General features: G+C 74.8%; 12 protein-coding genes and 1 pseudogene. 11 read left to right on the top strand and 2 right to left on the bottom strand.

Translation table 11 applies throughout. The annotated features are described in order from the left end of the window. Positions 1–142: 142 nt before the first annotated feature. Together ACIGZJ_RS23340 and ACIGZJ_RS23335 are read left to right on the top strand one after the other, a co-directional pair. Positions 143–634 carry a GNAT family N-acetyltransferase gene (locus ACIGZJ_RS23340; protein ID WP_396459021.1) on the top strand — a complete coding sequence of 164 codons (492 nt, stop codon included), beginning with the start codon at positions 143–145 and terminating at the stop codon, positions 632–634. 133 nt (positions 635–767) lie between these two features. Then, the gene (locus tag ACIGZJ_RS23335) at positions 768–1,388 is read left to right on the top strand and encodes a DinB family protein (protein WP_396459020.1); all 621 of its coding nucleotides are present in this window, start codon (positions 768–770) and stop codon (positions 1,386–1,388) included. Positions 1,389–1,438: 50 nt separating this feature from the next. On the opposite strand, the gene ACIGZJ_RS23330 is transcribed toward ACIGZJ_RS23335, so the two are convergent. Next, entirely contained in the window at positions 1,439–2,023 is a 585-nt protein-coding gene (locus tag ACIGZJ_RS23330) for a pyridoxamine 5'-phosphate oxidase family protein (RefSeq protein WP_396459019.1), read from the bottom strand. A gap of 157 nt (positions 2,024–2,180) precedes the next feature. Continuing rightward, complete coding sequence (locus ACIGZJ_RS23325) at positions 2,181–2,615, bottom strand: CBS domain-containing protein (RefSeq protein ID WP_396459018.1); 435 nt, start codon at positions 2,613–2,615, stop codon at positions 2,181–2,183. Positions 2,616–2,771: 156 nt separating this feature from the next. On the opposite strand from ACIGZJ_RS23325, the gene ACIGZJ_RS23320 reads away from it, so the two are divergent. The 9 genes and pseudogenes from ACIGZJ_RS23320 to ACIGZJ_RS23280 all read left to right on the top strand — a co-directional run bounded on the left by ACIGZJ_RS23320 (position 2,772) and on the right by ACIGZJ_RS23280 (position 14,125). Beyond that, on the top strand, positions 2,772–3,677 hold the full coding sequence (locus tag ACIGZJ_RS23320; RefSeq protein ID WP_396459017.1) for a helix-turn-helix domain-containing protein: 906 nt from the start codon (positions 2,772–2,774) through the stop codon (positions 3,675–3,677). Between the two features lie 53 nt (positions 3,678–3,730). Then, positions 3,731–4,234, top strand: a complete 504-nt coding sequence (locus ACIGZJ_RS23315) for a VOC family protein (RefSeq protein WP_396459016.1) — start codon at positions 3,731–3,733, stop codon at positions 4,232–4,234. Between the two features lie 7 nt (positions 4,235–4,241). Then, positions 4,242–4,697, top strand: a complete 456-nt coding sequence (locus ACIGZJ_RS23310; RefSeq protein ID WP_396459015.1) for an MmcQ/YjbR family DNA-binding protein — start codon at positions 4,242–4,244, stop codon at positions 4,695–4,697. Between the two features lie 103 nt (positions 4,698–4,800). Beyond that, a pseudogene (gene ligD / locus ACIGZJ_RS23305) lies at positions 4,801–5,679 on the top strand (non-homologous end-joining DNA ligase); the annotation flags it as partial. A gap of 90 nt (positions 5,680–5,769) precedes the next feature. Further along, on the top strand, positions 5,770–6,624 hold the full coding sequence (locus tag ACIGZJ_RS23300; RefSeq protein WP_396459032.1) for a DNA ligase: 855 nt from the start codon (positions 5,770–5,772) through the stop codon (positions 6,622–6,624). Between the two features lie 155 nt (positions 6,625–6,779). Then, entirely contained in the window at positions 6,780–7,760 is a 981-nt protein-coding gene (locus tag ACIGZJ_RS23295) for an alpha/beta hydrolase (RefSeq protein ID WP_396459014.1), read from the top strand. Further along, complete coding sequence (locus tag ACIGZJ_RS23290; protein WP_396459013.1) at positions 7,757–9,907, top strand: hypothetical protein; 2,151 nt, start codon at positions 7,757–7,759, stop codon at positions 9,905–9,907. Before ACIGZJ_RS23295 ends, ACIGZJ_RS23290 begins: the two co-directional genes overlap by 4 nt. Next, positions 9,907–10,881, top strand: coding sequence for an AAA family ATPase (locus ACIGZJ_RS23285; protein WP_396459012.1), 975 nt, complete (start codon positions 9,907–9,909; stop codon positions 10,879–10,881). The genes ACIGZJ_RS23290 and ACIGZJ_RS23285 overlap by 1 nt, the downstream gene beginning before the upstream one ends. After that, positions 10,874–14,125: an SAV_2336 N-terminal domain-related protein gene (locus tag ACIGZJ_RS23280; protein ID WP_396459011.1), complete on the top strand. Its 3,252-nt coding sequence runs from the start codon at positions 10,874–10,876 to the stop codon at positions 14,123–14,125. Before ACIGZJ_RS23285 ends, ACIGZJ_RS23280 begins: the two co-directional genes overlap by 8 nt. Positions 14,126–14,142 lie beyond the last annotated feature (17 nt).

Genomic DNA, 14,142 nt, shown 5'->3' with positions numbered 1-14,142 from the left:
GCCTCACCAAGTAACACCCCGGCACCACCACACGCCACACGACAACGCCGCTGCACCCACCCGAACACCGGGCAGGGAGCAGCGGCGTCGCGGCACATCCGGGACCGACCAGGCGCCGTTGCCGTTCCCTATGCTGATCGACATGTTGATACTGGAGCGACTCCGGAGCGACCACGCACCCGCCCTGCTCGCCTTCGAGCAGGAGAACCGGGCGTACTTCGCGCGGTCCGTACCCGACCGGGGGGACGACTACTTCACCGGCTTCGCCTCCCGCCACCGCGACCTGCTCGCCGAACAGGACACCGGGGCATGCCACTTCCACGTCGTCGTCGACGACCGGGGAGAGCTGATCGGGCGCGTCAACCTGGTGGATGTCAGCGCCGGCTCCGCCGAACTCGGCTACCGGATCGGCGAAAGCGCCGCGGGCCGCGGGGTCGCCACGGCCGCGGTCGGGGAGGCCTGCCGGCTCGCGGTGGCCGAGTACGCGCTCCGCTCACTCGTCGCGGTCACCACCCTCGACAATCCGGCGTCCAGGGCGGTGCTCGAACGCAACGGGTTCACGGTGGTCGAGAGCATCACCCTGGTCGGGCGGCCGGGTGTGCGGTACCGGCGCCAATTCGTCCCGGCCTCCTGACCGTTGGGCGAACCGCTGCCGCGGGGTGGATCCGCGTCTGCGCAGCGGCGGAAAACCCTTCGCACCCGGGCTCCCCGCTGTGGCAGGGTGCCCACGAAGATCCACCCGACCGACCATCACCCGGGAGCATTCGATGACGACAGTGCCACGCCTGGTTCCGCTGTTGGAGCAGTACGACTTCGCCCGCAAGAGGCTCACCGACCGCCTCACCGGCCCGGTCGTGAACAGCGGGAACGGCATGGATGTCGCGGTCGGCGCGATGACGGACGACGAGTACCTGTGGGAGCCCGTGCCGGGCTGCTGGTCGGTCCGCCGACGCGCCGACGGGCCGGGCCCGCAGGCCACCCTCCTGGTCGGCGCGGGCGACTGGGGGCGCGATGCCACTCCCCCGCCGCACCCGGAGCCGGCACCGCTCACCACCATCGCCTGGCGCCTCAGCCACCTCGGTGAACAGCTGGCGCTCCGCGCGGAGTACACCGTCGGCGACCGCAAGCTGACCCGCGACGACTACCCCGCCACCGGGGACGCCGCCTCGGCGATCGCGGCCTTCGACGCCGCCGCCGAGGCCTGGCGCGAGGCGCTGCTGGCGGCCGACGACGCGGCGCTCGACACCGTCGGCCTCAGCACCTACCCGTACGGCAGCGACTCGGAGAACCCGTTCCTCGACATCGTCTGGTGGGTCAACCAGGAGCTCCTCCACCACGGCGCCGAGATAGCCCTGCTCCGCGACCTCTACCGCGCACGGCCGTCCTGACGGTTCGTCATTTCTGAATGTGCGCCAGCCTCACACGCGCGTTCAGGGCGTCAGGCGGGCCGGGGCGGCAGCGGGAGCGGGAGGGCGGGCAGGCCGTCGATGCTGGTGGCGACGTGCTCCTTGCCCTCGCAGTAGGTACCGAACTCCTCGTCCGTCTTGCGGTCGAAGTACTCCTCGTGCAGGGCGCGGTCGGCGCGGTAGTCCATGAACGGCACCGCGAAACCACAGGAGTCGCTGACCCGGTCCGCCTTCACCAGGACGATGGCCCGCAGCGCGGAGCCGTCGGCGCCCGGCTCGAAGCGACACAGGAGCCCGGCGAATCGCGGGTCGTCCCGGAACACCGGTTCGCCGCGCCCGTGCACCCGGACCACGGTGGGCGGGCCGTCGAAGGCGCACCACATCAGGGTGATCCGGCCGTTCTCCCGCAGATGGGCGATGGTCTCGGCGGTCGAGCCCCCGAAGTCCAGGTAGGCGACGGTGAGTTCGTCGATCACGGTGAAGGTGCCGGACCGCCCCTTGGGCGAGACGTTGACGTGCCCGTCGGCGGCAAGCGGTGCGGTGGCCACAAAGTAGACGGGCTGACTCTCGATGAACTTCCGCAGTCGGCCGTCGATTCGTTCGTAAGTCTTTCCCATGACCGGAATTCTTCCCCAGTCTCGAATGCCAAGAACGCGGTTTTCAGCATACGAGACGGTAGGGCCGACCGACCGGCCGGGGGGCGGTCCGGCGGCCGGCGCACCGGGGCCCTCGCGCGGCAGCGTGCCGCACGAGGGCCCCGGGACCGGCCATCGGTCACCGCATCATGTAGACGCTGTCCATGAACTCGATGATCTGCTGGTCGGTGAGCCGCTGACCGTCGCGGTGGCCCATCGCCAGGTCCGCCTCGCTGATCATGCCGACCAGCTTCTCGCCCTCGATCACCGGGATCCGGCGGATCTGGTGCTGCTCCATCTTCTTCAGCACCGCGTCCATGCCGTCCTCGGCGCGCACGCAGTGCAGGTGCCCGGCCAGCTCCATGGCCTTCATCTGCGCCGGGTCCTTGCCCTCCGCGATACATCGGACCACGATGTCGCGGTCCGTGATGATGCCCTTGAGCTTCTGGTCGTCGCCGCAGATCGGCAGGGCGCCGACGTTCATCGCCGCCATCATCCTGGCGGCCTCGGCGAGGCTCTGGTCGGCGCGGATGCACTGGGCACCGGTGTGCATGATGTCTCGGGCAGTGGTCACTGGGACTCCTCCTCGGGTCTCCCCCGACTTCTTGCCGTAACTGTGCGATCACCATAAGCAACGCGGTGGCCGCCCGCGAGCCCGGCGGCCGGCCCCCGTCCGCGACCGGCCCGCGCCCGGCCGACAGCGGGCCCGCGTCCGGCCGATACTGGGGGCGTGACTGCGGATCCCCGAAGCACCGCCGCGAACCTGGCCGGCGTCGTCGACGAGGCGGTACGGGCCCGGCCGGCGACCGCCCTGCGCCCCTACGTCGCCTGGTACTCCGGCTACCGCCAGCGCGGGATCGCCCCCGCCGTCCACCGCGGCCTGCCGTCGCCGTACCTGACCTTCATCGTCACGCTCGACGAGCCCCTCGTCGTGGCCGGGCACCCGGACCCGGCCCAGCCGCCGGACCGCTACGACACCCTCCTCGGCGGCCTGCACACCGCCCCCGCCCTGATCACCCACGACGGCCGGCAGTCGGGCGTCCAGGTCGCCGTGCACCCGCTGGCCGCGCGGGCGCTGTTCGGGGTACCCGCCGGCGAGCTGGCCGGGATCGACCTGCCGGCCGGGGACGTCCTCGGACCGGTCGGCGAACGGCTGCAGCACGCGCTGCGGAGCGCCGCCGACTGGCCCGAGCGGTTCGCCGCGCTGGACGGCGCGCTGCTGCGCGCCGCCCGCCCGTCCGGTCGGGTGCCCGCCGAGGTGCTCTGGGCGTGGCAGGCGTTGCGGCGCAGCGGCGGGGCGCTGTCGGTCGCGGAGCTGGCCCGGGAGACCGGGTGGAGCGCCCGCCACCTCCAGGAGCGCTTCCGGCGCGAGACCGGGCTCACCCCGAAGGCCGCGGCCAGGGTGATCCGCTTCGACCGGGCCCGGCACCTGCTCGCCGGGCCGCTGCCGCCGCCCCGCCTCGCGGAACTGGCCGTGCGCTGCGGCTACTTCGACCAGGCGCACCTGGCACGCGAGTTCCGCGCGCTGGCGGGGTGTGCGCCGACGGCGTGGCTGGCCGCGGAGGGCCCGGACACCGCGAAGTTCCGAAACGTCCAAGGCGGGGCGGGCCAGGCGGCGCCAGAGTGGGAACAGTGACGCGCTCCGGCGGTAGGGCCGGGCGTGCACCCGCTTCGAGGAGGCCGGCTCCGATGGCCACTGCACCGAACTCAACTCCCCGCTCCGCCCCGGACAGCAGCGCGGATTCCGGCACGGATTCCACCGCGGACACCGGCTCCGGCGCCGCGCCGGCTCCGCAGGTGTGGCCCAGCCTGCGGGCGCGTGATGCCCGGGCCCTGATCCGGTTCCTGGTGGACGCCTTCGGCTTCACCGAGGTCGTCGCCTACGGCGAGGGCGAGTTCGTCGCCCACGCCGAGCTGGCCTGGCCCGAGGGCGGGGGCGTGATGCTGGGCTCCGACCGCGAGGATCCGGCGGGCGCCGAACCGTGGCCGGGGCGACCGGGCGGCTTCACCGCCTACGTGGTCACGGCGGACCCGGACGCGGTGCACGCCCGCGCCGTCGCCGCCGGGGCACGGATCACCTCCGACCTCCAGGTGACCGACTACGGGTCGCGGGACTTCGCCGCCGCGGACCCGGAGGGCAACCGCTGGTACTTCGGCACCTACCGGGGCGCCCCGCGCCCCGCGGCGGGCTGAGGCCGCCATGGCCCGCGCGGCCCACGGCGCGGACCCGGCCGGCGCCACCGACCCGGCCGCCGCGGCCGACCCGGTGGAGCGGCTGCGGGCGATCTGCCTGGCGCTCCCGGAGGTGTCCGAGCGGGTCAGCCACGGCGAGCCGACCTGGTTCGCGGGCACCGGCACGCGCGCCCGGGTCTTCGTGATGCTCGCCGACCACCACCACGACGACCGCCTGGCGTTCTGGTGCCCGGCGGCGGCCGGCGCCCAGGAGTTCCTGGCGGCGCAGGAGCCCGGGCTGTTCTTCCGCCCGCCGTACGTCGGCCACCGGGGCTGGATCGGGGTCCGCCTTGATGCGGAGCCGGTCGACTGGGCGCGGGTGGAGGACCTGGTGGCGGACGCCCACGCCCTGGTGGCCCGTCCGGCGGCCCCTAAGCCCCCGGCGGCCCCGGGGCCGTCCCGCGGCGCTGCCCGGCCGGGCTGATCCGGACGGGCCGGGCCCTACTCGCACCGGGGCCCGGTCGGCGGTTCCCGCCGGGCGCGCCCCGCGGCCGAGGCCCGGGCAGACTGGTCCACGGGAGGCCGCTATGCCGCAGATGCTCGTGGACGGGCGCACCCTCGCCCTGTCGCACCTCGACAAGGTGTACTTCCCGCAGACCGGCACGCTCAAGGGCGAGGTGCTGCGCTACTACGCCGCCGTCCACACCGCGCTGCTGCCCCACCTGGCCGACCGCCCGGTCTCCTTCCTGCGCTGCCCGGAGGGGGTCGAGGGCGAGATGTTCATCGCCAAGAACCCGCCCGCCGGGACACCGCGCTGGGTGCGCACGGTCGAGGTGCCGAGCAACAGCGGCGAGCTCCGCCAGGTGGTGCTCGACGACGGCGCCGCGCTGCTCTGGGCGGCCAATCTGGGCTGCCTCGAACTGCACGTGCCGCAGTGGCACGCCGCCGCGCCCGGCCGCGCCGACCGGTTGGTGCTGGACCTCGATCCCGGCGAGGGGGCGTCCGTGCTCACCTGCCGCACGGTGGCCGGGCTGCTGCGGGAGCGCCTGGCGGCGGACGGACTGGAGGCCTGGGTGAAGACCTCGGGCTCCAAGGGCCTGCACCTGCTGGCGCCGCTGGAGCCGACACCGAGTGCGCGGGTCTCCGCCTACGCGAAGGCGCTGGCGGCCGCGCTGGAGGCGGAGCACCCGGAGCTGGTCGTGCACACCATGGCGAAGGCCCGGCGCACCGGGCGGGTGCTGGTGGACTGGTCGCAGAACGCCGCCAAGAAGACCACCGCCGCGCCGTACACCGTCCGGGCCCGGGCGCGTCCGACCGTCTCCACGCCGGTGTCCTGGGCGGAGCTGGCGGCGGCGGAGTCGGCGGAGGACCTGGTGTTCACCATCGCCGAGGTGCCGGGTCGGCTGGCGGAGCAGGGCGACCTGCTCGCGCCGCTGCTGGACCCGGCCCGCGCCCGCCCGCTGCCGGCAGCGCCGAGCGCCGTGACCGCACAACCCTCCGTACCCTCCGTCACCGCAAAGCCCGCCGCTGCGCCGCTGGCGCCACCCGTGGAGGTGATGCGCCCCGCCGCCGTCCCGGCCGTCCCCCCGGCGGACGGGCTGGGCGGGGCGGGCGTCCAGTACGAACTGAAGCTGGACGGCTTCCGCTGCCTGGCCTTCGCACGCGGGGAGCACCCCCCGTACCTCCAGTCCCGGTCCGGACGGGATCTCGCACCCGAGTTCCCGTCGATCGCCGCCGCCGTCGCCCGACTGCCCGCCGGGTTGGTCCTGGACGCGGAGCTGGTCGCCTGGCGCGGCGGGCGGTTCGCCTTCGAGGAGCTGCTGCGCACCCGCCAGGCCCGGGCCTCCGAGGACGTGGCACTCGGGCTGATCGCCTTCGACGTCCTGGCCCTGCCGGGCGGCCGCGACGTCCGCCGCCTCCCGCTCACCGACCGCCGGCGGCTGCTGCTCGCCGCGCTCGCCGACGTCCCCCCGCCGATCCAGCCCGTGCTGGCCACCACCGACCGGGCGGAGGCGCTGACCTGGATGGAGCAATTGGCGGACACCGGCGTCGAGGGCCTGGTCTGCAAGGCCGCCGGCTCCGCCTACCGGGCCCGGGGGGCCGGGCGGGTCTGGGTGAAGTACCGCCGCAGCGACACCGTCGACGCCACCGTCCGCGCCCTCACCGGCACTTCGGCCCGCCCCCAAGCCCTGGTGCTGGAGCTCGACGACGGCCGGGTCCTGCTCTCCTCCCCCCGGCTGACGCCGCTGCAGGCCCGCCAGGTCGCCGAGGCGGCGGCCGGCCTGCTCGCCCCGCCCGTCCGCGACCCCGACCACGGCACCCTCCGCCCGTTGACCGCCCCGCTGCGCGCCGAGGTCACCCTCAGCGGCCGCCCGCCGACGGCGACCTTCACCCGCCTCCGCGGGGACTGACCTCGAACCCCCTTTCGCCTTCGATCGATCAGGTCACCTCCCCCGGGTCGGTGTTGGTACTGTTCTGTCCCGCATTCGACCCGACCGGAACGGCCTCGGCCCCGGTGCGGCGGGCGGGTGGGAGAGCACGTTCGGCGGGGGCGGGGGATGGAACGATGGCGACCGACCGGGTGAAGCCGCAGCTGGTCTTCGTGCACGGCATCGGCGGCCCGCGCGAGCCTCGGCAGGAACTCGCCGAGTGGAAACAGGCGTTGGCGCACGGGGCCCGGGCCGCCGGATTCGCCTCGGAGATCTCCGCGCTCACCATGGACTGGTCCGCCGACTCCTCCTTCGCCTACTACGGCGACCTCTTCACCACGGGCCAGGCCCAGGGCGCGAGCGGAACAGGTGAGTTGGACGAGCAGCAGGCGCAGCTCACGCTCGACCTGCTGGCCGAGCTCCTCGACGAACTGGCGGCCCTGCCCGAGCACCGCGGCAACCGGGGACTCGACCGGGTGCGCGCCCAACTGCGGCCGGGCGAGCAGGCGCAGGGCGCGATGAACGCGGTACGGCACCTGAACCGGATGCTGGCCGCCGTCGCCGCCGTCCCCGGGCTGAGCTGGGGCGCCCGTCGGCTCAGCCGCGTCGAGCTGCTCGGGATCCTCTCCCAGCCGGGCCGCTACCTGCGGCGGGCCGAGCCGGACGCCGCCGGGCGCACCCTCGACCAGCGGATCCGCGCGCGGGTCCTCGACTGCCTCGACCCGGAGCGGCCCGCGATCGTGCTGGCGCACTCGCTGGGCACCGTGGTCGCCCTGGAGTCGCTGGCCGAACACCCCGGGCCGGTGGAGCTGTTCGTGACCGTCGGCTCGCCGATCACCACCCGCGGCGTGGTCTGGCCTCTGCTGCGGCCGCGCCCGCCGGCCACCCCGGAGTCCGTCACCGCCTGGGCGGACTTCCGGGACGGCGACGACGTCGTGGTGCCGAAGCGCAGGCTGGCCGACGCCGTCTCGCCGAACTCCGCCGGGATCCGGCCGACCCCGCACCGGCTGGACTCGGCCACGCTCTGGTCCCACAACGCCGCCACCTACCTGCGGCGCAAGGAGGTCGCGAGGCCGGTGATGGCGGCCCTGGCGGCCCTGACCGCCGCGCGGCCATGAGCGATGCCTGGCAGCCACCGACCCGCCACCTCCTCCTGATAGCGACCCAGTGCGCGGCGATGCCGGACCTGGACGGCCTGGAGACGGTGGCCGACCGGCTGTTCGACGTGCTCACCGACCCCGGTGTCGGCGGCTGCGAGCCCAGCCCGGTGGCCGACCCCGCACACCTGCGGTCGGGCACGGTCACCTGGCGCGAGGCCGAGGACGCCGTCCTGGCCGCCGTCCGCGCGGCCGGGGAGGCCGGCGCTACGCTCGTCCTGGCCCTCCTCGGCCACGGCCAGACCCCGGCGAGCGGCGGGCCGCTCTGGTACATGGCCGCCGACAGCCTCCCCGACGCGGCCGACGGGTCGATCGACGTGGCCGCGCTGCTCGACCGGGCCACCGACCACCCCGGTGTGGCCGGCGTCATCGCGCTGGTCGACACCTGCCATGCCGCGACCGGGGTGCCCGGCACCGCCGCCCTGGCCGGCGGCTTCCGGAACGGGCGGAAGCGCCTGGCGGCCCTGCTGGCCAGCGGCGTCCAACAGGAGGCGTTCCGGCTCGACTTCAGCCGTGCGCTGACCACGCTGCTCGACGACGGGCTGCCGGGCGAGGGCGACTACCTCCTCCCCGGTGCCCTGAAGCTGAAGATCGCACCGGAGCTGACCGACCAGGACGTCCACGCCGTCGGGTACGACGGCGATGCCGACGCCGACGGTCCGCTCTGGCTGGCGCTGAACCGCCGGCGCCACGCCTGGAAACCCTCGGCCGCCATCGGCTCGATCGGCGCCGAGTACCTCGCCAGGGCCCTGCGCGCCCGGCCCGCCGACCCGACCGACGGCCCGACCACACCCGACGGCCCGCCCGCGCCCGGCGGCTGGACCAGGCAGGCGCTGCTCGGCCTCTCCGCGCAGGGCCGCGGCCCGAGCGCACCGCCGGCCGCCCGCTGGGCCGGCGAGGTGGCCGACGGCGTGGTCGCCGCGATGGACACCGGCGGCCTCCTGGTCGAACTGGCCGGCCCGGCCCTGACCACCCCGCTGCTGCGCCGCCTGGCCGCCGAGTTCAACCGCCAGTGGGCCGCCGGCGGCACCCCGCCGGTCCGGCCGCCCGGCTCGCTGACCGGCCGCCCGCTGCTGCAGCACCTGCTGGAGCACGCCGCCCTGCGCGCGCCGAGCGCCTCCGACAGCTCACCGCACCTCGCCCTGGCCTGGTACGTGGTCGCGATGGCGGAGGCCTGCCACTACGACCTGTCGGACGCCCGGGTCCAGCGCTGGGCACGCGACACGGGCGACCCGATCGGCCTCAACACCGTCCGCGAGACGTACCGGCGGCAGCGGCGGGAGCGCGCCCTGCGGCTGGTGGTCAGCCTGCACGCGGCCCAGGTCGACTGGCCCGACTCGCTGTCCGCCTGTCTGCGGGACGGCCCGGACTGCCTGCACCACCGCCACTTCCCGTGCCGGCCCGACCAGAGCGGCGTCGAGCAGGCGCTGCCCGAGGTCGTCGACTGGGCGGAGCACCTGCTGCCGCCCGGCTCCCTGGTCCGGCACGTCGACATCGTGGCGGCGGCCCCCGTCCTGCTGGACTGGCACCCGGAGCGGACCAGGGTCGGGATCCTGCGGCTCGGTGTCAACGCCACGGTGACGCTCCGCTGGGCGGGCCGGCTCGTCGTACCGGCCCGGCTGCGCGGCATGAACGAACACGCCCGCGCGCTGCTGGAGAAGATGGAACAGCAGCCGCTCGACCAGTGCGCGCCCGTGGACTGGGTGGACCCCGCCGGCTCCGGGGCGGAGCAGCTGGCCGAGGCGCTGCTCTCCGGGGCCTACCAGCGGGCGGTCGGGATCGGCCACCGCCCGCCCCAGCTCCAGGACCTGGTCACCGCCTTCCTGCCCTACACCCCGATCCTGTTCTGGCCGTGCGCGGACGCCGACCACGGCACGGACCTCGCCGAGGAGGGACGGGCCTGTCTCACCCACCTGTGGGAGAGCCTGCCCGAGGGGCTCGGCGACGCCTACCGCCGCCGCTGGCACGGCCGCAGCGACCGGGACCCGGTGACGGACGGCCACCTCACCCGCCTGGCCGACCTGCGCTCCGCCTGGCACGACCACGACTGGCTCGACTTCTGCACCCGCTACGACCAGCACGCGCCCGCCGCCCCGAGGAGCACCTGATGTCCTGGAACACCTACTACCGCGGCGACGGGGAGCCACGCGACGTCACCCTCGCTCCCCCGCCGCCGTGGCGCAGTTTCACCCGCGGCGAGGCGCACCGGGCCTTTCTGCCGCCCGAGGGGCTGGCCGACGCCGTCAACGCCGCCCTGTACCTGCACCGCCCGCTGCTGATCACGGGGAACACCGGCACCGGCAAGTCCACCGTGATCGAGCAGGTCGCGGCGGAGCTGAAGCTCGGCGAGCCGCTGCGCTGGCACATCACCTCCCGCAGCACCCTGCCGGAGGCGCTCTGCCGGTACGACGCGCTCGGCCACATCCACGCCCTGCGGGTCCAGCAGCCCCCCTCCGGTCCGCGGTCCGGCCGCAGCGGCCGGGCCGCCCGGCGCTCCGGCCGCGCCGACATCGCCCCGTTCCTCCAACTGGGCCCGCTGGGAACGGCGCTGATGCCCGCGGAGCGCCCCAGGGCGCTACTCGTCGACGAGATCGACAAGAGTGACATCGACCTGCCCGCCGACCTGCTGGACGTCCTGGAGAGCGGGCGCTTCGAGATTCCCGAACTGGTCCGCCACCCCCGGCAGGAGGCGCTGGTCCGGGAGTGGGAGGGCCGTGCCACCCACCTGGTGAGGCACGGCAAGGTCCAGTGCACGACCTTCCCCTTCATCGTGATGACCAGCAACGGCGAGCGGGACTTCCCCGCGCCGTTCCTGCGCCGCTGCATCCGCTACGACATGCCGACCCCGACCAGGGAGACGCTGCGCCGGGCGGTCGAGTCCCACCTCGGGGCCGCGGTGGACGCGCTGGGACCGGCCGCCGAGATCATCACCGCGTTCGCCGAACGGGTCGGCCGGGGCGAGCAGTTGGCGGTGGACCAGCTGCTGAACGCCGTCCGGCTGGTGACCGACGACCAGGCCCCGACCGGCGCCCAGCGGGAGCGGCTGCTCGAACTGATGCTGCGGGACCTCTCCGGTGCGTGAGCAGGGCGGCGTCGCGGCGCTCGTCGCGGCCCTCAGCGGCCTCCTTCCCCCGGACACCGACGCGACCGCGCTGGCGGACGCGCTGTGGCTGGCCGCCGCGCCGGTCGCGGCCGGGGACGGCCCGGAGCAGTCGCCGGGCGCCCGCCCGCCCGCCGCCGCGCCCGCCGGCCCGCCTCGGGGACCGGCCTCCAGGGCGGACGCCGACCCCCGGTCCGTCCCCGAGGCGGGCGACGCAGCGCAGGCCGACCGCGGTGTGCCGCTGTTCGAGGACCTGCCGCGGCCCACCGGGTCGGTCCCCGACAGCCGCCCGGTCGAGGTGGCCGCCGGCCGGTCGCTGCCGCACGCCCTGGAACTCGGCCGCGCCCTGCGCCCGTTCAAGCGCCGCCACCCGCGCGGCGCCCGGCGGTCGCTGGACCTCGACGCGACCCTGCGCGAGTACGCCAACGGCGGCGAGCTCGTACCGGTCCTCGGCCCCGCCCCGGAGCCGTGGTTCGAGGTCGTCCTCCTGGTGGACACCCATCCGACCATGGAGGTCTGGCGGGAGACCGTCGCCGAGTTCACCGCCCTGCTCACCGGCCTCGGCGCGTTCCGCCGGATCCGGCCGCTGCGGCTGACCGTCGGAGCCGAGCCCGCCGTCACCGACCCGCGCGGGCGGCCGGTCGCAGGCGGGCGGGTCACCGCGCCCGGCGGCCGGCGCCTGGTCCTCGTCCTGTCCGACTGCGCCGCACCCGGGTGGCGGCGGCCCGAGCCGTGGCAGCTGCTGCGCCGCTGGGGCGCCTCCACCCCGGTGGTCCTGCTCAACCCGCTGCCCGCCCGCCTCTGGGGCACCACCGCCCTCGACCAGCCCGCCGTCCGGGTCCGCCACCGCACGCCCTCCGCCCACAACACGGAACTCTCCTTCGACGTCCCGCTGATGGTGCGCGGCCTGTTCGGCGACGATCGGGGCTGGGTGGCGCTGCCGACCGTCTCCCTCACCCCGCACTCGCTGCGCCGCTGGGCGGCCGGAGTGATGCGCGGGGCGCCCGCCGGACACGACGCCGTCCTCGTCCCCGAGTCCGGCGTCCTCAGCTCGCCCTTCGCCGCCCACGCGGCGCCCCCGCCCGACGACTCCCGGCGCACGGCGGCCTTCCTGCACACCGCCTCGCCCGCCGCCAAGCGGCTGGCCGCCCTGGGCAGCCCGTTCAGCCGGCTCAGCCTCCCGCTGCTGCAGCTCATCCGGCAGGAGGCGGTACCGGAGGCCGGCGTGAGCGACCTCGCCGAGCTGATGACCAGCGGCCTGCTCGACATCCGGACGCCGGAGGCCGGCCCGGCCCTGCTCACCTTCACCGGAGCCGCCCGCGCCGCCCTCGCGCCGCTGCTCACCCGCCACGACGCCTGGACCGTCCAGGACGCCCTGACCCGCTACATCGCCACCCGCCGCCCCCGGCCCGGCCGGGCCCTGGCGGCGGTCGCGGTCGAGGACACCGAGGACCTCCCGGCGGAGCTGCGACCGTTCGCGGTGGCCTCGCAGGAGCTGCTGACCGTCCTGGACGGCGGCCGCGGGGCACGGTCGGCGGCCGCCGGCGGGGAGCCGGTCGGCCCGAAGCTTCCCGACCCCGACCGGAGCGCGGCACTGGTCATCGGGGTGTCCCGGTACATGTCCCTGCCGGACCTTCCCGGTGTCCACCAGGCCGTGACGGACATGCAATCCCTCCTCACGTCCCCGGCGAGCTGGTACCTCCCCGCCGAGCGCTGCCAGGTCATGCTCGACCCGACCCGGCACGAGGTACTCGACGCGCTGGAGCACCTGTGCAGCCAGGCGGATGACACCGTCCTGGTGTACTTCGCCGGGCACACCGAGAGCGATCCGCTGGCCGAGGACGTCCAGCTGCTGCTGACCGGGCCCTCGTCCCCGTCCCGCCGGAACGAGCATGTTCCGCTCCGCAGGCTGGCCAGGGTGTTCAACGCCCTACCGGCGAAGCGGTTCGTGCTGCTGCTCGATGCGTGCTCCGCCGGCACCGAGGCCGCGGCGGCCCTGCGGTCCCGTACGCCGGAGTCGAACCTCCACATCCTCGGTGCCCCGCCGGATGAGCGCCCGGCCCGCCGCTCGCTCCCGATCTCCGACTCCCTGACCCGCCTGGCCTCGACGGGCCTGCCCGGCGGACCGGAGCTGCTCGATCTGGAGGTCATCGCCGGCGTCCTCGCGCACCGCCCGTTCGACACCAGGATCACGCACTCCTGGACCTCCGAGCGGCCCGCTCCCGTCCTGATGCGCAACGCCTTGGCGCTCGGACATCGCCCGCCGCACGTGCGGGCGGTCTACGACGAGGTGTGCCGCGTGGTCGACGACTGCCTGGACGACCACTACCCGGGCGTGTCCCACGAGGAGCTCCACGTGCTCCTGCTGGCGCTGATCAGTTTCACCGACGGCTACCCGGCGCAGCGGTCCAGCCATTCCCGGCAGCAGCTCACGGAGAAGGTCGAACACGATCTGACCGCCTTCCTCGCGCCCGCGGTCTCGCTGTACCGCGCACCCGGTACCGACTCCGCCGGGGACTGGTACTGCGACCTCACCACGACCGGTCACCGCGTGCCGATCGACGTCCGCACACTGACAATTCACGGCCAGGGCCGAACCGACTGGGCGGCGAACCCCGGTCCGGGGTATCCGCTTCGAGTCGCGGTCGTGCTCGACCGCTCGGGCCGCGCCAACGGCTCGTTGTTCAACCTCCACCCGAACGTCGGTGTGACCACCTCCCACGGCCCCGAAGGGCGTTCCTGCACGATTCTGCTGCGGGTGATCGTGGTCGAACCGGAGCCCGAACCGGAAGAGTCCCTCGACAGTGCGCTGCGCAATGCCGTGGCCCGCACCTGCGGACGGTTCTCGGGCGGGTCGACCGCGGGCGGGCGGACGCTGGACGCCGTTCACGAACACGTGCCGCTGATGTCGTCCGTGTCCTACGCCTCACTGTCGCACGTCGACCCGAGTCTCGGGTCGGTCGAGTGGCACCCCGTGGAGACCTACGAGCACGGCCTCACCCTGGGATCGCTGCGGGTTCACGCGGTGGCCGTCCTGGAAGGGTTCATGTTCAAGACGGATCCGCGTCTGACCGACCTGGAGGTGGTCGTCGTCGACCGCGCCTGGGACCAGCAGCTGGCGAAGGTGTCCGTCCGCGTGGACGTGGAGCTTGTCTTCGAGGCGCAGATCGACTCGCCCGGCCACCAGGTGACGTTGAAGCTCTCGGACGTGGAGGTTCCCGGCTGACCGGGTGCGCGGGCGCG

This window comes from Kitasatospora sp. NPDC052868 (assembly GCF_044547105.1).
GTDB lineage: Bacteria > Actinomycetota > Actinomycetes > Streptomycetales > Streptomycetaceae > Kitasatospora.
This window is presented reverse-complemented; position numbering and strand designations above follow the sequence as displayed.

Bases quoted from the DNA above. Each gene is read 5' to 3' on its own strand.
- ACIGZJ_RS23295 (WP_396459014.1), top strand. From the start codon at position 6,780: ATGGCGACCGACCGGGTGAAGCCGCAGCTGGTCTTCGTGCACGGCATC.
- ACIGZJ_RS23335 (WP_396459020.1), top strand. From the start codon at position 768: ATGACGACAGTGCCACGCCTGGTTCCGCTGTTGGAGCAGTACGACTTC.
- ACIGZJ_RS23310 (WP_396459015.1), top strand. From the start codon at position 4,242: ATGGCCCGCGCGGCCCACGGCGCGGACCCGGCCGGCGCCACCGACCCG.
- ACIGZJ_RS23340 (WP_396459021.1), top strand. From the start codon at position 143: ATGTTGATACTGGAGCGACTCCGGAGCGACCACGCACCCGCCCTGCTC.
- ACIGZJ_RS23315 (WP_396459016.1), top strand. From the start codon at position 3,731: ATGGCCACTGCACCGAACTCAACTCCCCGCTCCGCCCCGGACAGCAGC.
- ACIGZJ_RS23290 (WP_396459013.1), top strand. From the start codon at position 7,757: ATGAGCGATGCCTGGCAGCCACCGACCCGCCACCTCCTCCTGATAGCG.
- ACIGZJ_RS23330 (WP_396459019.1), bottom strand. From the start codon at position 2,023: ATGGGAAAGACTTACGAACGAATCGACGGCCGACTGCGGAAGTTCATC.
- ACIGZJ_RS23300 (WP_396459032.1), top strand. From the start codon at position 5,770: ATGCGCCCCGCCGCCGTCCCGGCCGTCCCCCCGGCGGACGGGCTGGGC.
- ACIGZJ_RS23285 (WP_396459012.1), top strand. From the start codon at position 9,907: ATGTCCTGGAACACCTACTACCGCGGCGACGGGGAGCCACGCGACGTC.